Source organism: Gemmatimonas sp. (assembly GCF_046594945.1).
GTDB lineage: Bacteria > Gemmatimonadota > Gemmatimonadetes > Gemmatimonadales > Gemmatimonadaceae > Gemmatimonas.
Genome location: NZ_JBKJRB010000165.1, coordinates 14,143 through 33,837 on the forward strand (window position 1 = coordinate 14,143; position 19,695 = coordinate 33,837).

Below are 19,695 nucleotides of genomic sequence, written 5' to 3' on the forward strand. Positions count from 1 at the left end.
TTTGATGTTGTGTGTTAGTCTGTCAACTTGATGACACGCTTGCCGAAGGCTTCGCCTCGCAGCAGGCCAACGAATGCTTCGGGTGCTCGTTCCAGCCCAACGATCACTTCCTCCTGATATTTGATTCGCCCCTGCGCTATCCAATCGCCCATCTGCTTGGTGAACTCCGGATAGAAATGGCCGAAATCGTCGAAGACGATGAAGCCCCGCATGGTCATTCGCTTTCGCAGGATCTGGCCCATCAGGTAGTTCATCCGGTCGGGTCCATCGGGCAATGACGTGGCGTTGTACTGCGAGATCAGGCCGCACACCGGGATACGCGCCGACGGGTTCAGCAACGGGAGCACGGCATCGAACACCGCACCGCCGACGTTCTCGAAGTAGATATCGATACCGTCCGGAACGGCACGGTCGAGCGTACCGGGAAAATTGTGGGCCTTGTAGTCGATGCAGGCATCAAAGCCCAACGTGTCCACGACATGGGCGCATTTCTCGGCCCCACCAGCGATGCCGATCACGTGACAGCCGAGGATCTTTCCGATCTGTCCGACTGTCGCTCCGACTGGACCACTGGCCCCGGCAACCACGAGGGTTTCGCCGGCCTTGGGTTGACCGATCTGCGTGAGTCCCGACCAGGCGGTTAGGCCCGGCATCCCCAACACACCAAGCGCCCACGATGGGTGCGTTGGGCGCGGGCCCATCTTGATCACGCCGGTGCCGTTAGACAGTGCGTAGTCCTGCCAGCCACCGAAAGCCACAACCCAATCGCCTTCGGCGAACCCGTCGATGTCAGACGTGATGATTTGCGCGACGGTGCCGCCGACCATGACGTCGCCGATCTTGACCGGTTCGGCGTAGGACGGTGCGTCGCTCATCCGGCCCCGCATATACGGATCGAGCGACAGGTACTCGTTGCGCAGCAGCATTTGTGATTTGCTGGGGGTCGGCACATCCTCCGTCGTCAGGCGCAGCGTGTGGTCGTCAGGTTCACCCGTGGGGCGTTCGGCCAGAACGAACTTGCGGTTCTTGGTGCTGGATTGTGACATGGATCAATTCCGTTTCAGGTTCAACGACCAGTGTTCACGCGGCGCATGTCACGCCACTCCCACCCAATGCCAACCCGATCACGCGTGCCGACGCAGACGCTCGTGCCGTTTCTCTCGTCCGGCGTTGACCGATTCCTCCACTCCACAACCTGCAGCGGTGGCGTGCATGATCTGCGCCACGCCGCGTTCGGACGTACGCGGGTCTTCGGTGGAGACGCCGCCGCACACGTTGCGTTCGGCGACCACACTCATGACGTGAGGCGTTGGAGCGTCCTTGAAAGCGGGGCACAGGCACCAGGAGGTTCGCCCGCTTCCGCGCGCGCCGCTGGACCGTCCGGAGCGGGAACAGCGAAGCCGGTGCGTCTCCCCAAGGACGTGGCCTTCGGCGACGACGTCGAACTCGTGCTCGTCCGTTCCGGCGACGTGATCACGATGTACTCGGTGGGGACCACGATTCCGGACTACATAAGCGCCCATTGACGACGACCGCCTGCACCCGACGCGCGTTCCGAAGACGTGCCGTCACCGGACCAAGCGCACTCGGCGAGCAAGGTAAGCCGGCCTCGGTGTCGTCATCGCGATGCGGAGGGTCGACGTCCATGTCGCACCTGACCTCGTGCTGCATGTGCGCCGGCTGCACGGACAGGTCGCGAGCACCAAGACCGGCCAGCCGATTGAAGCGGCGCTCGAGCCGTCGGAACCCGGTTGACGGCATCACGCCAGCCCACGGCAGAAATCCGCGCGCACGCGAGCACCGCCAAGGATGCTCAGTGCACCGAAGCAGACGCCTCGAGCGCGCTTATCACCAGACGTCGCATGTTCCTGAGCGACTGCACAGCAAACCGGCGCTGCAGGCGGCGGCCCACCAACCAGAATCCGAAGCGATAGAACCAGTTCGGGATGTGGCCCGTCTGGGAGAACGAATGAATGCGAAACCGTATCGCACCGGTATCGCGCACCTTGATGATCTCGAAGGTGATCTCGCCGCGTTCCACGTGACCAGAAAGTGTATGGTAGCTGTATCCCCACACCTGTTCGCCGACGCCATCGGTGACTCGCTGCTCATCGATTACGCGGCTGACGCGCACACCGAGCTCGAAGCGAACCCAGAGAAAGCGAGCCGTCAGCAACATGGGTCGGGCCAGTAATGGTGCCGTGGAGTCGAATGCCCCCGTGATCAGGCGCTTCGGCGTGAAGGCGTACGCGCGCAGAATTTCGCTGGCTACGACGAAGGTGCCGCGAGGCTCTGGCTCCCCTGGTGCTTCGCTTGGTAACGCGATTTCGCGAGCGTCGAGGTGCCATCCGGACGCCGCCACATAGCTCTCGCGCTGGGCAAGGTCGACGGTGGACTCGAGTGCCGAGATCTCGGCAAGTCTCGCTCGCGACCGTTCATCGAGCGACGCGTCCGTTGGCCGTTGCGCTGACGTCACGCTGTGAGCTTCTCGGTCTGTATCTCTACCTCGGGGACGTCGGCTGAGCCGACGATCTGCGCCACCCGCTGAAGGAACGTCACCCACACTTCCGTTTGCACCCTTTGACCGAGGTTGAGCGTGTCGTACGCCACCTCCACCGCTTCATCGCGCGCGCGCGCCCACGATTCGATCATCACCTTCAAAATGCCCGATTGGTCGGGGACATCGTGCACCGAGAACGTGATGTGTCCGGCTTCTGGATGTCCTTCGAGAGTGACCAGCGTGAAACTGCTGTCCTCGACCTCGGCGACACGAACCCGCCCGTTCCACGGGCCGAGCATCGTGACGTCGTATTCGTCTCCCACGCTCATGCCGAGATCGTCTCCAGCCGACTTTTGAAAGTCAGCGAGACCGGACGGCGACAGCTCAGACAGGCGGGCTTCGATCGCGCGGCACATGGACTGGCGCGTGAACGCGGCGCGCGGAACCTCGATGCTGTAGCGACGGTGCGTCAGCTCTCCGACTCCCGAGTGTTCGTCTTGGAGATCGGATCCCTGGTCGGGTGGCGCTTCCGGCACGCCCCCGTTGGCGTGTGGGCGCTGCGATCGCCGCTCTCGGCGCGGCGCCAACCACAGCCGTGATGCGTACAGCGCAATCGCGGTCGCCACGACAAGGCCTGTCGCGACCAGAACAACGTTTATCGAGCTGTTACGCTGCTTCATAGTGTCTGTCTGTTTGGCTTTCGGGCCGATGATCAAGGCGATCGTGCCGCGGCGCTTGCAATGTCGGGGCTATCAAAAGTGTACAGACGACGCATCGAAGGCCAATCACCTACACCCCCCAAGCGTGCTGGACTATGCAACGCTTGTCTCCGGAGCGTTTTGAGATGAGGCTCACGGCGAGGATGAACACGTTGCGCGTCGGGCACGGGGCGCGAACATCGTCAAAGAACGACGTGAACGGTGACGTTAGTGACATATATCCCTTGTACTGTCGTTCGCCTGGTGTCCCTGAGGTCGCGATGGCCATTCTCGACAGCAAAATCCACTCGCAGGGCGCATCGGTCGTCACGACGCTCCCCGCTGAGGTGGCGCGTCGACTGTCGGTGACGCCGGGTCAGGAGCTGGAGTGGATCGAGAACGGCATGGGGGATTCCGCATGGTGCCACACACACCGGACACCGCCGAGGCGGTGGCGGTGCACGAAAAGATCATGGCGGAATACGACGCCGTCTTTCGCGCGCTCGCCAAGTAGGCGGCGTCCGTGTCGACCGAGCCACGTTGGCTCACGGAAACGACGCTGCTGGCCATCCACGCGCAGCAGGTCGAGCGGTTCGGCGGAGCGCACGATGTCCCCGATCAGCATGTGGTGGTGTCCGCCCTCGCGCGCTCGAAACAGCGCTGGCACGACGATCCGTCGGCGGATGTCGCTGATCTGGCGGCACTCTATACTGGTCGGCTTCGCACGGGCACAGGGTTTCGTCGACGGCAACAAACGCTCGGGACTCGCCTGTGCCTTGGTGTTCCTCGCGGAGAACGGGGCCGCGCTGCACGTCGATGGGTCGGAGTTGTACGCGCTGACGATGCGTGTCGCGATCAGTCAGGCGGACGATGGTAAGGTGGCGGCGTACCTACGTGAGCGACTGTCGTAGTCGCTTCGCTGAATTGGCGGTTTGCGAGCGGCACACCTCCTGGGAGGTGTGCCGCAATACTCATTTTCCTGATTCCGCTGGCAACTGGGGCGACGAACCCTTGGCAAGACAGAGAGTTGACACTCGTTGTGCGAAGTGGCGCAGACTTCCTCGTCGGATCACGCCCACCCCGGCGATTAACTTCGCCGTGCGCTCGTTCAAGATTCATGAAGTGTGAATACCGCCATGCAACTGCTGCGCGAACGGATCATGTCGGCGCCATCCGCGTTCACGGCGGTGTGACCAGCGTGGATCGCAGAACCCCTCCAGCCGACGGAAGCAGAATCTCAATCGGGGACGGTCGAGGATACGGCGCGATGTCCGGCCACGGCCGCCGGGCGAGACCGAGGACGCGACCGAGGACGCGCGAGTCGCGTGGTCCGCGATCGGGCCGTATAGTCAACCGACCCCAACCGAGTTGTGATAATTCCAATCCATCACCCACCCACCGTGCCCCGTCGTCTCGCGCTCGCGGCGGCCGTCGCGCTCCTCGTGGCGGCCTGCGCGCCGCGCAACGTGGTCGGCCGGTCGGACGCCTCGGCGGCCCAGCCCCCGGTCCCCCGCGCGCTGTGGGTTGAAGCGACGGACGCGCTGCTCACGACTACGGCCGAGTGGACGAACAAGGTCGAGCTGGCTGATCTCAATGGGGACGGACTCCTCGACCTCCTGTTTGCCAACGGAGGCGACTATTCGACGCCCGGCACGCCGGAACTCAACCGGGCCTTCTACAACGCGGGTCCGGGGAAGCCGTTCGTCGAGAGGACCACGACGGTGTTCGGCACCTCGCCGGACATCGCCCGCGTGGTGAAGGCGCGCGATTTCAACGGCGACGGTCGGGTCGATGTCTTCGTCGGCACAACGTATCAGACGCAGAGTCGGCTGTACCTGGCCGACGGCTCGGGAGGATTCGTGGAGCGCACCGGGACGCACCTTCCCGCCGTTGTCCTCAGCGTCGGTGACGCCGAGCCCGGTGACGTGGACGGAGATGGTGATCTGGACCTCGTGCTGGCTGACTGGGGGCCGGGGAACAACATGAGCAATGCGGGTGGTCGTGTCCGACTGTGGCTCAACGACGGCGCGGGGCGCTTCACCGACGTCACGGCGGCGCGACTCCCGGACGAACTGGTACGCTTCTCATGGGATCTGGAGTTCGTCGACGTCGACAACGATTTCGACCTCGACGTCTTGGTGTCCTGCAAGCGCTGCAGCGGCGGTTCGCTGTACCGCAATGATGGATTCGGGAAGTTCGCCGCCGAACCACGTGGTCTCCCGCAATACACGAACAACTACGAGTACGAGGCGATGGACCTCGACGGCGACGGCTTTCTCGACCTCGTCACCGTGAACGACGGCGACATAGTGGGTGGGGTTGGCGACAGCCGCCGAGAGCACGTCTTGCGCAACAACGGGAAGGGTCGCTTTCTCGACGTGACCGACGCTTGGTGGCCCGACCGCGAGAACATCGGCGAGGACGATAACGTCGTGGCGTTCCTCGATGTCGACTCGGACGGCGACGCCGATTTCGTGATCGGCTCGCTGAGCGGGCCGGACCGGGTCCTTTTGAATGATGGCAAAGGCCACCTGAGGACCGCCAACGAGGTGTTCGTGGGAGATAAGACCCCGGGCACGCTTGGGCTGGCAATTGGCGACTTGGACGGCGATGGGCGGATGGACGTCGTGCAGGCGCAGGGCGAGGTAAAGGGCGCCGAACGTGAGCGGATCTTCCTGGGGCGGGGCCTCGCACGCGATGTCTCCCCGCCAGTCGTGGGGCCGCTCGCGCAGGCGCCGTCGGGTAACGGCGTGCTCGTACGGGCGCGCGTGCACGACCGTAAGAGTCCGACGCTGTCGACCGAGTGGCGGCGTGTCGAGGTGCGCTGGACCTCCCCCGCCGGGGCGGGTGCGACGCCGCTTGTGTGGTACGGGGAGTATCTCTGGCGTGCGGAGGTCCCGACGAATGCCAGCGGCCTCCAGGTGTGCGCGGTGGACGCAGCAGGGAACGAGACCTGTCGCGCCGTACCGGCCTCTTGATGAGACCTACATGATGATCCTTTTTTTACTTGACAGCGTACGACCCTAGCCCGTATTCCTCTCGTACCTTGAGCCGGTTTCGGCTGGAGGCGTACCCTCGTTCTGGACCACCCCCTGCCATGAAGCCCCTCGTCACGCTCCTCGCGTGCTTCGCCACTGCGGTCTCCGCGGCCGTCTCGCCGGTCGCGGCACAGTCTTCCGACGACTTTTTCGAGTCCCGCGTGCGGCCGATTCTGGCAAGGCAGTGCGCCGAGTGCCATTCGGAGGGGAAGACGCGCGGCCGCTTGCGAGTCACGACGCGGGCAGAGCTCCTCGCCGGCGGGAAGTCGGGCCCTGCCATCATCCCGGGCGACCCCGACGCCAGCCTGCTGATCAAGGCGGTCCGGCACCAGATCGCGAAGATGGAGATGCCACGAGACGCACCGGCCCTGTCGGCTCGCGACATCGAGGGACTGGCGGAGTGGGTTCGCATGGGGGCGCCCTGGCCGGAGTCCGCGCCCGCCATCGTGCTTGTTGCCTCGGTGTCGGGAGAAGGCGAGGGCGGTATGACACCCGGCGCCCGGATCTTCGTGAACAAGGTCCGTCCGGTGCTCGAACAGAAGTGCTTCGCGTGCCACACCAGCGAAGAGCGAGGGGGCCTGCGTCTCGACTCGCGCGAGCGCATCCTCAAGGGCGGAGGCCGGGGGCCCGCGGTCATTCCCGGCAACCCCGAGCAGAGCCTCATCGTCGCGGCGCTGCGCCACGAGCGCGAGGATCTGCGCATGCCCCGCAACGCGGCCAAGCTGACGGACGCGGAAATCCAGGGATTCGTGGAGTGGATCCAGGCCGGCGCCGAGTGGGCGAAGGCCGAGGCACCCATCACCATCCTGCGCCGCGCCGCTACCAAGACGGAGCGCGAGTTCTGGTCGTTCAGCCCGCATCCGGTGATCAAGGTCCCCACGCCAACGAAATCCGGGTGGGCCAAGACCGACATCGATCGCTTCGTGCTCGCCAAGCTCGAGCAGAACGGGCTCACTCCGACCCGTGCCGCCGACAAGCGCACGCTTATCCGCCGGGCGACCTATGACCTCATCGGGCTCCCGCCCACGAGGAAGGAGGTAGACGCCTACCTCGCCGACACCAGCGGCGCCGCATTCCTGAAGGTGGTGGACCGGCTACTCGCCTCCGACCACTACGGCGAGAAATGGGGCCGGCACTGGCTCGACGTCATGCGTTACGGGGAGGACGACACGCGCGGCCTGGCCCAGGACGGCTCGGGTCGGGAGCGATACCCGATGGCCCACGTGTACCGCGACTGGGTGGTCGACGCCTTTAACGCCGACATGCCGTACGACACACTCGTGATGGCGCATCTGGCGGCCGACCAGATGCCTGGGCCGCGCCGTAAGGACCTGCTGCCCGCCCTTGGCTTCCTCGGCCAGGGCCCCTGGTACTACGATCTCGCCGATCCCCCCGTGGCGCGCGCGGACGAGCGCCACGACCGCGTCGACGTCACCACACGGGGCTTCCTCGGGCTCACCGTTGGGTGCGCGCGCTGCCACGACCACAAGTACGACCCCATCGGGACGCACGACTACTACGCGTTGGCCGGCATCTTCAACAACGCCAACTATCACGAGTACCCGATCGCCGACTCGTCCCGCGCCGACAAATTCAAGAAGGACAAGGAGTTCATCAAGAAGCTGAACGAGGGCATGGGCGAGTACATGCGCACCGAGTCCGACCAGCTCACGCGCGTGCTCACGCTCCAGGTCTCGAAGTACATGATGGCGGCGTGGAGGGTGACCGGCCGCGAACAGCTCCCCAAGGAGCGCGCGGCCCTCGAGGCGCGCCTGGACCTCGAAACGTTGGAACGATGGGTCGACTTCCTCGATGATCCGCCAAAGCACTACCCTTTCCTGACCGACTGGCAGGCGATGATCGCGGCGCCGGTGGGCACGACCGACGAAGCCAAGGCCGAGGCGAAGAAGAAGGCCCAGGGGCTGGCCGATGCCTTCCAGCGTCTGCTCATCGACGTGACGATGGAGCAGAAGAAGCTCGAGGAGAAGAACAAGCGGATCATCGCCAAGGGCACGCCGCTCGAGGAGGTGAAGTCCATCCCGATGCCCAACGGCTTCGAGAGCTTCTTCGACCAGCACCAGCTCGAGCTGGCGACGATGGATCGGTCGCGGTTCAACCTGTACGTGGACGTGTACGCCGTCGATCTCGACAACGAACTCGAAACGTTCTTCCCCAAGCCGGCGCTGCTGCGCTTCAACGGCTGGGGCTTGGAGCGGCAGCTCAGCCGCGTCTCCGCGGATTACCTCGCCTCCCTGCGCGAGGAAGTGAAGCGCCTCGAGAAGGCATTGCCGGACATCCCGTTCGTCATGGGCGTCGAGGACAAGCCGAAGGGGTCCCTCGAGGACATCGCGCTCCACATCCGCGGCAGCCCGCTGAACCTTGGCGAGCGCGTGCCGCGCGGCTTCCCGCTCGTGCTGCAGACCGGCACCCCGACGGTCTATTCGGAGGGCAGCGGCCGGCTCCAGCTGGCCCAAGACATCGCCAACCAGCCGCTCGCCGCGCGCGTGATCGTGAACCGCGTCTGGGGCTGGCACATGGGCTTTGGGCTCGTGCGCACGCCCAGCAACTTCGGCTTTGCGGGGGCGCGGCCCACGAATCCCGAGTTGCTCGAGTATCTGGCCACGCAGTTCGTCGCGAAGGGACGGTCCATCAAACAATTGCACCGGGACATCATGTTGTCCGCGGTCTATCAGATGGCCTCGGACCACGACGCCAAGTCCGCGACCATCGATCCTGAAAACCAGTACCTGTGGCGGTTCAACCGTCAGCGCCTCGAAGCTGAGGGGATCCGCGATGCGCTGCTGATGGTGTCCGGTCAACTCGTCGACTCGATCGGCGGGCCGTCGCGCGAGCTCGATGACGAGAAGAACAACCGCCGCACGCTGTACTCGAGCGTGAGTCGATTCCAGCCACACATCTTCCTGCAGACATTCGATTTCCCGAGTCCAAGCCTGAGCGCCGAACGTCGGTTCGCCACCAACGTCCCGCTCCAGAGCCTGTACTTCATGAACTCCCCGTTCGTGCTGCGGCAGGCCCAGGCGTTGGTGAGGCGACTGGCGGACTCGACCGCTGACTCCGTGGCTGCGCAGATCCCCGCCGGCGGGGCGGCGATTCCACGCCGCACCGCCTTGAAGGCCGTGGCGACGACCGCGGCGGACACGGTTGCGGAGGCAGCCGGCCCCCCGCCGCCCAAGAAATTCGACGATCGCGCGATGATTCGTGCGGCCTATCCGCTGCTCTACGGCCGGGACGCAACGGCGGACGAGATCGCGCTCGGCCTCTCGTTCCTGGCCAGTCAGCGCGCGTCATTGCTGGTGAGCGAGACGGCGAAGGCCGCGGTTGAGGCAACGAAGGCCGAGGCAACGAAGGCCGAGGCAACGAAGGCTGAGGCAACGAAGGCTGAGGCAACGAAGGCCGTGGCCCAGAAGGCCGCACCCGAGACAACGAAGGTCCAAGGCACGACGGCCGTTGCCGCCAAGGTCGCGGGCGCGGAGCGCGCTGCCGAGCAGGGCGCTGCCGAGCAGGGCGCTGCCGAGCAGGCGCGGAAGGAGCTGCTGGCGCGCCGGGTGTCCATGAAGGCGTGGACGCAGTACGCACGGGCGCTGTTCAGCGCGGCGGAATTCCGATTCATCGACTGAAAAGCGTTAAGGAGCACGAATGTCACACGGGCACGGAGAGGGCGGGCATGACGAGGGCTGCGGGGTCAATTCCCAGCCCCGCACGCGACGCGAGGCGCTCAGGACGATGGGCGCCGGATTTGGCATGATGGCGTTTGCGCAGATGGTGGGCGCTTCCATCGCGGAGGCGTCGAGCTCGGTGCTGTCGTCGATGGGCGAGCGGGTGATCAGGCCCCACTTCAAGCCACGCGCCAAGAACGTGATTTTCCTGTTCATGAACGGGGGCGTGTCGCAGGTCGACACCTTCGACCCCAAGCCCGAGTTGGACAAATACGACGGCAAGCCGATTCCCAACGCGATCAAGACCGAGCGGAAGACCGGATCGCTCATGAAGTCGCCGTTCAAGTTCTCGCGCTACGGGAAGTCCGGCCTCGAGGTCAGCGAGCTGTTCCCCGAGGTGGGGGGGATCGCGGACGACATCTGCGTCATCCGGTCGATGCACACGGAGATCCCGAATCACGAGCCGTCGCTCCTCATGATGAACACCGGGCACATTCAGCCCGGCCGCCCGTCAATGGGAGCATGGCTCACGTATGGCCTCGGCACCGAGAACAAGAACCTCCCGGGCTTCGTGGTCCTCTGCCCCGATCAGCCCACCGTGGTCGGGCCGCCGCTCTGGAGCAACGGGTTCCTGCCCGCGATGCACCAAGGCACGTTCATCTCCGACAAAACGCCGCGTCTCGCGGACGACTTCGATCCCTACGAGCTGATCCCCAACATCCACTCCGACTCCACGTCGCTCAGCGACCAGCGCAGCGAAGTGGACCTGGTCGAGAAGCTGAACCGCATGCGCATGCAGCGCGTCGGGCCGCACGACGAGGAGCTCGAGGGCGCCATCAAGGCGATGGAGACCGCCTATCGCATGCAGACAGACGCACCCGACGTGTTCGACATCCGCAAGGAGAGCGAGGCCACGCAGCGTCTGTACGGCCCGGGAAGCACGGCCAGGGGCTGTCTCACGGCGGTGCGGCTTGTCGAGAAAGGCGTCCGTATGGTGCAGGTGTACTACGCCAAGGGTGATCCGTGGGACCACCACGACGACATCAACAAGCACCGCATCAACGCCAGGAACTCCGACCGGGCATTCGCCGCCGTGGTGAAGGACCTCAAGTCCCGGGGCCTGTTAGACGACACGCTGGTGGTCTGCGGCACCGAGTTCGGACGCACGCCGGTGCTCGAGACCGGCGGTGGCGGTGCGGGCGGCAGGGTCACGAACGGGCGCGACCATAACCCGTTCGGCTTCAGCATCTGGCTCGCCGGCGGCGGCGTGAAAGGCGGCATCACCTACGGCCGCACCGACGATTTCGGCTTCAAGGTCGTCGAGAACCCCGTGCACATCCACGACCTGCACGCGACCATTTTGCACCTGCTCGGCATCAACCACGAGAAGCTGACCTACAACTACAGCGGTCGCGACTTCCGGCTGACCGACGTCGCCGGCAAGGTGATTCACGACATCATCGCCTGAGGCGGCACCCAACAATTTCTTCCAGCACCGCCGCATCGGATTCATCGGTCAAGCGCTCTGGCAAGCACGCCCGACCCTCTGGTGAGTCGAACCGACCCAAGACCCAAAGCCCAAGACCCAAGGCCCAAGGGCCGTCGGAGCAGGGTGTCGGCATCGGGCCAAGCAGACGTCGACGCCGGTACATCGTCGGACGAACCAGTGTTGCCAAGGACCACGGCCACGTTACGCCGTAAACCCGAGAGTTTGGCACACTCCAAGGCTGATCCTCGGAACAGTTCCCTGTACTCGGGAACGGTGAGCCCCAGCAGCCGTAGCGCCAGCTCGCGCGAGGACACCCCGTCAAGGAAGCGGCGCGGTCGGTGCGAGGACACGCAGTAAATCGAGGGAGAGCGGCGAGAAGGACCGTGAGTGGGGCGGACCATCGCGACGTCCTGCCCTCACCGACTCGGTGCTCAGAACACGGTGTTTTCGCGTGGATTGTCGCCTGCCGCATGGCCGCCATGGGCCGTCCGAGGAGTCGAACCCTGGAATAGTCTGCCCAGCCCATGTCGTTCGCTTCCGGACGTCTCTTGGCGATCTCGGGGCTCCCCATCACAAAGAAATCCTGAACCACATTAATATATTGCTTAAATGGCTTAAAGACGGTAAATATAGAGTAACAACCGAGAGGATTCATGGGACGTCAGCCACTCAACACCGCCGCCGCCGTCGAAGACGCGGTGGTGCAGCTCGGCCGAAACGTGGCCACGGCGCGCATGCGACGCAGTTGGCGTCAGGCGGATCTGGCCGACAAGGCCGGCGTGCACGTCAACACCGTTCGAAGCATCGAGGCAGGGGCGCCCGGCACCGGCATTGCCGCCTATGCGGCTGCCCTGTGGGCCCTCGGCCTCGTGGATCAGCTCCAGGCCGTTGCGGGACCCGAGCGCGACCCCGAGGGCGAGACGCTGGCCGCTGCGCGTCTAGGCGAACGCGTACGGCCGGCGCGCGCGCTCGATAACGATTTCTGATCTCCACAAATGCCCGCTCGCAACACTCCAGCGTCCGCCGACCGTACTCGCCCGCCTGACCGCGACCAGGAGTGCTACGTGTACGTGCAGCTCCCCGGCACGACGGAGGTCGTGACCTGCGGGCGGTATCAGCAACGTCAGTCGCGGACGGGCGCGGTGACTGGCGTGTTCGTGTACGGTCGGCGCTATCTCGAACGCACTGATGCGGTGGCGTTGGATCCTATTCATCTACCCTTCACGCCACGCACGGTCGAGACGGCGAAGCTCGGCGGCATCTTCGGCGCCCTGCGCGATGCCTCGCCGGATACGTGGGGGCGCCGAGTGATCGAGCATGCACTGCATCGAGCGGAGCTGTCCGAGGTCGAGTACCTGTTGCACTCGCCCGAAGACCGTGCGGGCGCGTTGTCCTTCGGCCGATCGCCGACGCCGCCCTCGCCGCTGTGGAGCTACAACCGCATCGTGCAACTGCCGGAGCTGTTCGAGGCCGCCCGGCTGCTCCAGGACGACGCGTCAAGTCCGCGCCTCGCCGCTGAGTTACAGCACGCGGCGTTGGTGCTGAAGGAACCGGGCACGTCGATGGGTGGCGCCCGACCGAAGAGCGTCGTGCAGGACGATGACGGCCTCTGGCTGGCGAAATTTCCGTCGCGCGACGACCGATGGACCAACGCGACCGTGGAAGCCGGTCTCTTGGCGCTCGCGCAGCGCTGCGAGATACGCACACCACCCACGCGCATCGAGCGGATCGGCGCCGCGCAGGTCCTGCTGGTGAGACGCTTTGATCGCGAGCGGCTCGTACATGACACGCGCGACACGCCGCGCTACGTACGTCATCGCATGGTCAGTGCGCTCACCGTACTCGATGCGGATGACTCGGCTAACGCGCGTGCGCAATGGTCGTACGCGGTGCTCGCCGACGAACTGCGCCGCTGGTCGATACAGAGTCGCGCGGATCGTCACGAGCTGTTTCGCCGCATGGTGTTCAACGCCCTCGTGTCCAATCTTGACGACCACCCACGGAATCATGCGTTGATCGCGCCGCCGCGCGGATGGCAGCTCGCGCCAGCCTACGACATCACTCCTGAGCCGCGACCCGGCCAACACGAGCGTGATCTGGCGATGATTGGCGGCCGCTTCGGTCGCCGTGCGTCTCGTGGGAATCTGGCGTCGCAGGCGAAGCGTTTCGACTTCACCGAGGCCGAGGCGCACGCCGTCATCGATCGGCTGGTCGACATCGTGCGTGGCGAATGGGAAGGCGTGTTGCGTGCGCACGGTGCTACGGCTGCCGACTGCGCGACCGTCGCCTCCGCGTTCGTGGACGAGGGTTTCGAGTACCCAGTCCCCGAGAACTTCGTGTAGCGGCTGATGGGTTAGGCCGCGTCTCCAGTTGTTTCGAGACCGCCATCGAGATTCCCCGATGCTACCACCGCGTTCCGCTGCAACATCCCCAACTTCGCGCGCTTCATCGCCGAGCCCTTGAACGCCGCCGCGTAGTCGGCTGGCACCATCGCGAGAATCTCCCGCGCCAGCGTCCGCGCATCTTTGCCCGCAATGAACGCCCGCGACGCAAACGCCGACCCGTCGGCCAACTCCTGCGCAAACTTCACGTTCCACGGACACACCGCCTGCGAGGTGTGCCGCTCTACCCATGGTGTGATTCCGCTGGCGCTTGGGCGGCGAACTCTCAGGAAGACAACGAGATAGCGGATCAATAGTACGACCGCGACCGCCAAGGACCACGTCGACTCCTCGGTTCGGAACTCAACATGACGGGCTATGGTGTCCTGCCCGACTCTCTGGGGCCAGGCAACGCGCAGGATCACCCGCTACTTGGTACCCGCGAGACCAACGGAAAATTCGTCGGCGTCCTGATCGACGACACAGCCAGATCCACGTCGAGCATCGGCCAGTAGAGGTGATCCGCCGTCGGCCAGTCGCGAGTTGTGATCTGCTCGATGGTTGCGGCACGGAACCATGGAAACTCGGCGAACGCTACGTGCAGTTCCTCGTTGCCGAGGAGCAACCAGAATCCATGCCGCGAGACGTGCGTGACTTCAGCGACCCAAGTGGCGGACCCAAGCATCGCGAATCTCCTTTAGGTGACGGCGAACAATGCACGTGCCTGCGGGCCTCGTCACGAGAGAAGAAAAAGCGCCGGAACGGGCCTTCACGTAGGAGCGTCGGAGACACGCAATGAAGCTAGGGCTCCGCGCTGTTCTCCCGCACCACCGACGCATTCCGTGGCAACATCCAGAGCTTCGGCGCGCCGCTCGCGGGGAGACGTCGACGAGCAGCCGATGGCCGACCTCGACTCGGAAGCCATCGACTTCCGAGCTGCTTCCGAGTCCTTCAATCCCAACCGGCCGCTTCGACGGCGTCGACAGAAGCCGAAGCCTCAAGCGCGGCATCTCCAAGCTCCGCAACCGAGTGATCGGCCGCGTCTTCCATGCTCTCGGCCTCATCGCGCAATGGGGAAGCGGCGTCCAGTGGATGACCGCGCCCGCTTGATCGCGCTGCCGTTGAACGCCGCCGCGTAGTCCGCCGGCTCCATCATGAGGATCTCGCGGGCCAGGGCGCGTGTGCCGTCACGTGAGCCTGTTTCCACGAACATTGCCCGCGCCGCAAACGGCGACCCCTCCGGCACCTCCTGCGAAAACCGCCCGTTCCACGGACACACCTCCTGGGAGATGTGGCGGTATACCCATTTTGTGATCCCGCTCAGCACGGGACGGCGTACGCTTCGGCCGACCCGCACCAAGCCGGTATAGACCGAACCGCATCCGATGGGGGCGGCAGACACACAGCCCTCCGAACGGGAAGCGCAGCCAGCAGTTACGAGGGAAGAGCGATGCGGGATGGGGATGCCCCGGCGGCTTGCCAAGTGTTCGTCGTTCGCGTAACATTGGCGTTCACGGTTCACGAACAGCGAACTATAGTGTTCGCGGTTTATAAACCATGGACGAACGCCGCCATGGTCCAACTTCGGCCCCACGACGTCGCGATTGCACTGCAGCTCGCGCTCCACCCGGGAATGCCGTACCGAGCCCTCGCTGAGGCCGTCGGGCTATCCCAGGGTGAGGTGCATGGGGCCGTCAAGCGTCTGGCGTACGCCCGCCTAGTACGAGCGGATATCCGGGCCGCCCGTGTGCCGGCACTACTGGAGTTCCTCACCAGCGGTGTCCCGTATGCGTTTCCCGCCGAACCCGGCGCCGAGGCGCGCGGCGTACCAACCGCCTTCGCTGGCCCTCCGCTCGCCGGCCACTTTCCGGATGCGAGCCCGTTGGTGTGGCCCGCGATCGACGGGGATCGACGGGGGGCCGCGATTGAACCCCTGTATGCGGCCGCCCCGGCCACCGCGAAAGGCAACCCCGCCTTATACGACCTGCTGACGCTCGTCGATGCCCTTCGGGTGGGACGCGCGCGCGAACGGCACCGCGCGCGGATACTCCTGGAAGAACGACTCCTGGCGACTGCGCTCGTGTGACGGCATCCACCATGAGCCCGAATCGGGATCGTTTGCTGCGCACCGCGCGACGGATGGCACCGATGCTCGCCGACGTGGTGTTTGTCGGCGGACAGATGGTTGAACTCTTGATTACCGAGCCAGCCGCCGTCCGAATTCGACCGACCGAGGATGTTGACGTTCTGGCGCGCGTGACCACACGAACGGCGTACCATGACATCCAAAGGCGGCTCATGGCGCTCGGATTTTCTCCCGACCAACGTCTGAACGCACCGATCTGCCGTATGCGCACGGGCGACGATCTCGTCCTCAATGTCATGCCACTGAACGAGAACGTCTTGGGTTTCTCCAATCGTTGGTACCGGTTTGCGCTCGACACGGCCACCGATAGGCAGCTCGAGCCGGACCTCGTTATCCACGCCATCAGCGCACCCGCCTTTCTCGCCACGAAGTGGGAGGCGTTCCGTGATTGCGGCGCCGACGATCCATTCCTCAGTCACGACCTCGAAGACATCATCACGGTGATGGCCGGCCGACCGCAGGTCATCGCGGAGGTCGCATCGAGCGCTGCCGACCCGCGCCGCTTCATCGCAGCATCAACGCGCGCGTTCTTGGCCAACCGGTGGGCCAACGACATCGTCGCGGGAAGCCTCCCGGATGCGCAGCGGTTTCCTGGTTTTGCCGACGATGTGGTTGCTCGGCTACGCGCACTCGCTGCGGTCTGAACGGCCGGTGACGTCTAACCCCGAACCGGTGATGGTGACGGAGTCGATGTGTTGAGCCGCCCACGCCGCGTGATCACGCACCATCTCATGCTCGTGCGACTGCATGGCCTCGAGCACCGCGAGATCATCCGCGGTGCCGATGTTGCCGAGCACGACACACGCGTTGCGCTTGAGCATCCAGAGTTTCGCGCGCTTGATGGCGCTGCCTTTGAACGCGGCGGCGTAATCGGACGGCTCCATCATGAGAATCTCGCGGGCCAGGGAGCGAGTGCCGTCACGTGAGCTGGCGTCCACGAACATCGACCGCGGCGCAAATGCCGACCCCTCCGGCAGCTCCTGCACAAACTTCACATTCCACGGACACACCTCCTGGGAGGTGTGCCGGCAAAACCGTTTTCTGATTCCGCTGGCGACGGGAACCCGAACCCTCAGCAAACAAAAGGGTTAGCCGGTCGCGGTGCGGCCTGACGCGGCAGCTCATGTGGGATCACGCCCACCACAAAGATTGACTTCGCAGTGCTGGGCATTCAAGATTCATGAAGTGTGAACATAGTGCTCCCCACCTCCGATTCTAACCGATGCCCCCGCTCAAGCCACAGGATATCGCGGTCGCGCTGCAACTGCTGCTGACGCCTGACGCGACGTACGCCGCGCTCTCGGTGGCGACGGGACTGAGCCAAGGCGAGGTTCATAATGCTGTGCGACGGCTCCGCGGCGCGCGGTTGGTGCTCGCCCACGCGCAGCGGGTGCACGGCGCCGCGGTCTTGGAGTTTCTCGGATCGGGCATCGCCTACGCCTTCCCCGCCGAAGCCGGCGCCGAATCGCGTGGCGTCCCCACGGCGCACTCGGCGGGCGAACTCGCCGCCGAGTTCGGCGTGTCGGACCCACTCGTCTGGCCGAGCATTGAGGGAGCGGTTCGCGGCGCGAGCGTCGTGCCGCTGTATGCCGCCGCGCCGGCGACGGCGGTACGCAATCCGGCGCTTTATGAACTGCTCGCGCTCGTCGATGCCGTTCGCGTCGGTCGCGCGCGGGAGCGTACACGCGCGAAGCAACTACTGCGCGAACGGATCATGTTGACGCCGTCCGAATCGGCGGCAGTGTGACCACCATGTCGCGTAGCCCAAATCGAGACCGCCTCGTACGGACAGCGCGCCTGCTGCGGCCGCTGCTCGGGGAGTTCGTGTTTGTGGGCGGTCAGGTGACGGAGCTACTCGTCACCGATACCACCGTGGTTCGCATTCGCCCGACCGATGACGTGGATGTGGTGGTGCCCGTGACGACGCGCCGCGCGTACCATGACCTCCAGATGCGACTTATCGCGCTCGGGTTCTCGCCGGATCAGCGAGCACACGCACCGATCTGCCGCATGCGCACCGATGACGACCTTGTGCTCGACGTGATGCCGCTGGACGAAGCAATTCTCGGCTTCAGTAACCGCTGGTATCCGTACGCCGTGGAAAGCGCGTCACCGTTCACGATTGAGCCAGGATTGGTCGTGCGCGTCGCATCGGCTGCCGCCTTTCTGGCCACGAAGTGGGTCGCGTTTGCGTCGCGCGGCGCAGCCGATCCGATGAGTAGTCACGATCTCGAAGATCTCGTCACCGTGGTAGCGGGTCGTGCCGAGATCCTCGACGACGTGCAGGCCGCGCCGCCGGCGGTGCGCATGTTCATTCGCACCGAGACCGCCGCGTTCCTCGATGCGCCGTGGTCAGCCGGAATTCTCGAGGGCAATCTCCCCGACGCGCGACGCGTGCCGGGACTGGTCGATGCCGTTACTCGGCGGTTTCAGCAATTGGCCTCGATGAAGTGATCCCGTCTAACGCCCACGCCGCATGCGCCCGCACCACCGCATGCTCGTGCAACAGCATCGCCTCGAGCACCACAAGATCCGCCGTAGTCCCGACGTTCCCCAGCACGACGCACGCGTTGCGCTGCAACATCCACAACTTGGCGCGCTTGATCGCGCTGCCTTTGAAAGCGGAAGCGTAATCGGCCGGCGCCATCATCAGGATCTTGCGGGCCAGTGCGCGCGTACCGTCACGTGATCCCGCCTCGAGAAACAGGTCGCGCGCTGCGAACGCCGGTTCACGCATGGCCGTGGTGAACCGCACGTTCCACGGACACACCTCCTGACACACATCGCACCCATAAATCATCCCGCCCATCTGCTCCCGCAGCCCCTCCGGAATCGCCCCCCGCAGCTCAATCGTCAGATAGCTGATGCACTTCGTTGCATCCAACACGCGCGGCTCCACGAACGCCTGCGTCGGACACGCATCCAGGCAGCGCGTACAGCTCCCGCAGCGGTCGGCCTCGAACGGATCGTCCACCGCGAGCCCGACGCCGGCGTCGACCTCCACGAACAACGACGACAAAAAGAAGAACGAGCCGATGGTGGGATTGATCAGCATCGTGTTCTTGCCGAACCACCCGAGCCCCGCGCGTTGCGCGAGATCCCGCTCCAACACCGGGCCGCTATCCACGTACGGCCTCGCGTGGATCGAGCGGTCAAGCACCGCTTCCAGCCAGTGGTGCAGGGCACGCGTGCGTTCGCGTAGCAGCTCGTGGTAATCGTCGCCACGCGCGTAGCGCGCCACCGGTCCGCTCGGTTCGCGGCCGCCGTACTGCGTGGCCAGCACGATCGCGTGAGTGGCCCCGGCGTGCGGACGGCGACTGTCGCGTCGTAACTCGGCACCCTCACCAGCGAGATATCCCATCTCGCCCTGATAGCCGGCTTCGAGCCAGGCATCGAACCGGGCTCGCGAGGCCGGAGGCCCCAATGAGGTGATCCCCACCAGATCGAAACCCAAGCCGAAGGCCTGCGCTTTAAGACGCCGCGAAAGATCTACCGCGCCGTCGTCGCTCACTATGGTTGGCGTCCGACCCAGCGGGCGAAAGCGATCACGTCGTCGGCCGGCGGAATCGCGTCTTCCTGTCCGTAGGCCGTGTACATACGCCATTTCACATAACTGGTCGCCGGCAGCGGCAGGAACGGAAACCGGCGGAACCAATGCCGGTGTCGGAACCGCCAGGCCACGCGGAGCAAGTCCATGGCCAGGAACGGGTTGGCGATCGCGCGGAGCGAGAGAGTCAGGGTAAGCGGGAGCCAAGCCATTCGCAAA

At 65.0% G+C, this 19,695-nt stretch carries 21 protein-coding genes and 1 pseudogene; 13 read left to right on the forward strand and 9 right to left on the reverse strand.

Annotated features, from left to right (window positions below; genetic code table 11):
* Window positions 1–14: 14 nt before the first annotated feature.
* On the reverse strand, window positions 15–1,046 hold the full coding sequence (locus ACLL97_RS19695) for an NADP-dependent oxidoreductase (protein WP_411282188.1): 1,032 nt from the start codon (window positions 1,044–1,046) through the stop codon (window positions 15–17).
* A gap of 66 nt (window positions 1,047–1,112) precedes the next feature.
* On the opposite strand from ACLL97_RS19695, the gene ACLL97_RS19700 reads away from it, so the two are divergent.
* Together ACLL97_RS19700 and ACLL97_RS19705 are read left to right on the forward strand one after the other, a co-directional pair.
* Window positions 1,113–1,526, forward strand: a complete 414-nt coding sequence (locus ACLL97_RS19700) for a hypothetical protein (protein WP_411282189.1) — start codon at window positions 1,113–1,115, stop codon at window positions 1,524–1,526.
* A gap of 100 nt (window positions 1,527–1,626) precedes the next feature.
* Window positions 1,627–1,755, forward strand: coding sequence for a hypothetical protein (locus tag ACLL97_RS19705; RefSeq protein ID WP_411282190.1), 129 nt, complete (start codon window positions 1,627–1,629; stop codon window positions 1,753–1,755).
* A gap of 58 nt (window positions 1,756–1,813) precedes the next feature.
* Here ACLL97_RS19705 and ACLL97_RS19710 read toward each other — a convergent pair whose 3' ends face one another.
* Complete coding sequence (locus tag ACLL97_RS19710; RefSeq protein WP_411282191.1) at window positions 1,814–2,476, reverse strand: DUF1990 family protein; 663 nt, start codon at window positions 2,474–2,476, stop codon at window positions 1,814–1,816.
* Window positions 2,473–3,126, reverse strand: a complete 654-nt coding sequence (locus ACLL97_RS19715) for a DUF1990 family protein (RefSeq protein WP_411282192.1) — start codon at window positions 3,124–3,126, stop codon at window positions 2,473–2,475. The genes ACLL97_RS19710 and ACLL97_RS19715 overlap by 4 nt, the downstream gene beginning before the upstream one ends.
* Before the next feature lie 680 nt (window positions 3,127–3,806).
* Between ACLL97_RS19715 and ACLL97_RS19720 the strand changes: the two genes are divergently transcribed.
* From ACLL97_RS19720 to ACLL97_RS19745, 6 genes are all read left to right on the forward strand, one after another.
* Window positions 3,807–4,109: a hypothetical protein gene (locus ACLL97_RS19720; RefSeq protein WP_411282193.1), complete on the forward strand. Its 303-nt coding sequence runs from the start codon at window positions 3,807–3,809 to the stop codon at window positions 4,107–4,109.
* 489 nt (window positions 4,110–4,598) lie between these two features.
* Window positions 4,599–6,176, forward strand: a complete 1,578-nt coding sequence (locus ACLL97_RS19725) for an FG-GAP repeat domain-containing protein (protein ID WP_411282194.1) — start codon at window positions 4,599–4,601, stop codon at window positions 6,174–6,176.
* 119 nt (window positions 6,177–6,295) lie between these two features.
* Entirely contained in the window at window positions 6,296–9,874 is a 3,579-nt protein-coding gene (locus tag ACLL97_RS19730) for a DUF1553 domain-containing protein (protein WP_411282195.1), read from the forward strand.
* Window positions 9,875–9,893: 19 nt separating this feature from the next.
* Window positions 9,894–11,381 carry a DUF1501 domain-containing protein gene (locus ACLL97_RS19735; RefSeq protein ID WP_411282196.1) on the forward strand — a complete coding sequence of 496 codons (1,488 nt, stop codon included), beginning with the start codon at window positions 9,894–9,896 and terminating at the stop codon, window positions 11,379–11,381.
* A 674-nt stretch (window positions 11,382–12,055) separates the two neighbouring features.
* On the forward strand, window positions 12,056–12,388 hold the full coding sequence (locus tag ACLL97_RS19740) for a helix-turn-helix domain-containing protein (RefSeq protein ID WP_411282197.1): 333 nt from the start codon (window positions 12,056–12,058) through the stop codon (window positions 12,386–12,388).
* 9 nt (window positions 12,389–12,397) lie between these two features.
* On the forward strand, window positions 12,398–13,744 hold the full coding sequence (locus ACLL97_RS19745; RefSeq protein ID WP_411282198.1) for a type II toxin-antitoxin system HipA family toxin: 1,347 nt from the start codon (window positions 12,398–12,400) through the stop codon (window positions 13,742–13,744).
* An 11-nt stretch (window positions 13,745–13,755) separates the two neighbouring features.
* Here the strand turns inward: ACLL97_RS19745 and ACLL97_RS19750 are convergent, their stop codons facing one another.
* A complete protein-coding gene (locus ACLL97_RS19750; protein WP_411282199.1) occupies window positions 13,756–13,992 on the reverse strand; it encodes a hypothetical protein in 237 nt (78 codons plus the stop codon).
* Window positions 13,993–14,204: 212 nt separating this feature from the next.
* Window positions 14,205–14,468, reverse strand: a complete 264-nt coding sequence (locus ACLL97_RS19755) for a DUF2442 domain-containing protein (protein ID WP_411282200.1) — start codon at window positions 14,466–14,468, stop codon at window positions 14,205–14,207.
* Window positions 14,469–14,788: 320 nt separating this feature from the next.
* On the opposite strand from ACLL97_RS19755, the pseudogene ACLL97_RS19760 reads away from it, so the two are divergent.
* Window positions 14,789–14,884: pseudogene (locus ACLL97_RS19760) on the forward strand (hypothetical protein); the annotation flags it as partial.
* Here ACLL97_RS19760 and ACLL97_RS19765 read toward each other — a convergent pair.
* Window positions 14,844–15,185 carry a hypothetical protein gene (locus tag ACLL97_RS19765; protein WP_411282201.1) on the reverse strand — a complete coding sequence of 114 codons (342 nt, stop codon included), beginning with the start codon at window positions 15,183–15,185 and terminating at the stop codon, window positions 14,844–14,846. The pseudogene ACLL97_RS19760 and the gene ACLL97_RS19765 overlap by 41 nt on opposite strands.
* Window positions 15,186–15,356: 171 nt before the next feature.
* Between ACLL97_RS19765 and ACLL97_RS19770 the strand changes: the two genes are divergently transcribed.
* Entirely contained in the window at window positions 15,357–15,869 is a 513-nt protein-coding gene (locus tag ACLL97_RS19770; RefSeq protein WP_411282202.1) for a winged helix-turn-helix domain-containing protein, read from the forward strand.
* Between the two features lie 11 nt (window positions 15,870–15,880).
* Window positions 15,881–16,573 carry a hypothetical protein gene (locus ACLL97_RS19775; RefSeq protein ID WP_411282203.1) on the forward strand — a complete coding sequence of 231 codons (693 nt, stop codon included), beginning with the start codon at window positions 15,881–15,883 and terminating at the stop codon, window positions 16,571–16,573.
* Here ACLL97_RS19775 and ACLL97_RS19780 read toward each other — a convergent pair.
* Window positions 16,550–16,924 carry a hypothetical protein gene (locus ACLL97_RS19780; protein ID WP_411282204.1) on the reverse strand — a complete coding sequence of 125 codons (375 nt, stop codon included), beginning with the start codon at window positions 16,922–16,924 and terminating at the stop codon, window positions 16,550–16,552. The two genes, ACLL97_RS19775 and ACLL97_RS19780, sit on opposite strands and share 24 nt — an antisense overlap.
* 227 nt (window positions 16,925–17,151) lie before the next feature.
* Here ACLL97_RS19780 and ACLL97_RS19785 point away from each other — a divergent pair, with 227 nt between their 5' ends.
* Both ACLL97_RS19785 and ACLL97_RS19790 read left to right on the forward strand, forming a co-directional pair.
* A complete protein-coding gene (locus tag ACLL97_RS19785) occupies window positions 17,152–17,676 on the forward strand; it encodes a hypothetical protein (protein WP_411282205.1) in 525 nt (174 codons plus the stop codon).
* A 5-nt stretch (window positions 17,677–17,681) separates the two neighbouring features.
* Window positions 17,682–18,383, forward strand: coding sequence for a hypothetical protein (locus ACLL97_RS19790; RefSeq protein WP_411282206.1), 702 nt, complete (start codon window positions 17,682–17,684; stop codon window positions 18,381–18,383).
* Here ACLL97_RS19790 and queG read toward each other — a convergent pair.
* Together queG and ACLL97_RS19800 are read right to left on the reverse strand one after the other, a co-directional pair.
* Window positions 18,346–19,440, reverse strand: a complete 1,095-nt coding sequence (gene queG, locus ACLL97_RS19795) for a tRNA epoxyqueuosine(34) reductase QueG (RefSeq protein ID WP_411282207.1) — start codon at window positions 19,438–19,440, stop codon at window positions 18,346–18,348. The two genes, ACLL97_RS19790 and queG, sit on opposite strands and share 38 nt — an antisense overlap.
* Window positions 19,440–19,688, reverse strand: coding sequence for a hypothetical protein (locus ACLL97_RS19800; protein WP_411282208.1), 249 nt, complete (start codon window positions 19,686–19,688; stop codon window positions 19,440–19,442). The genes queG and ACLL97_RS19800 overlap by 1 nt, the downstream gene beginning before the upstream one ends.
* Window positions 19,689–19,695 lie beyond the last annotated feature (7 nt).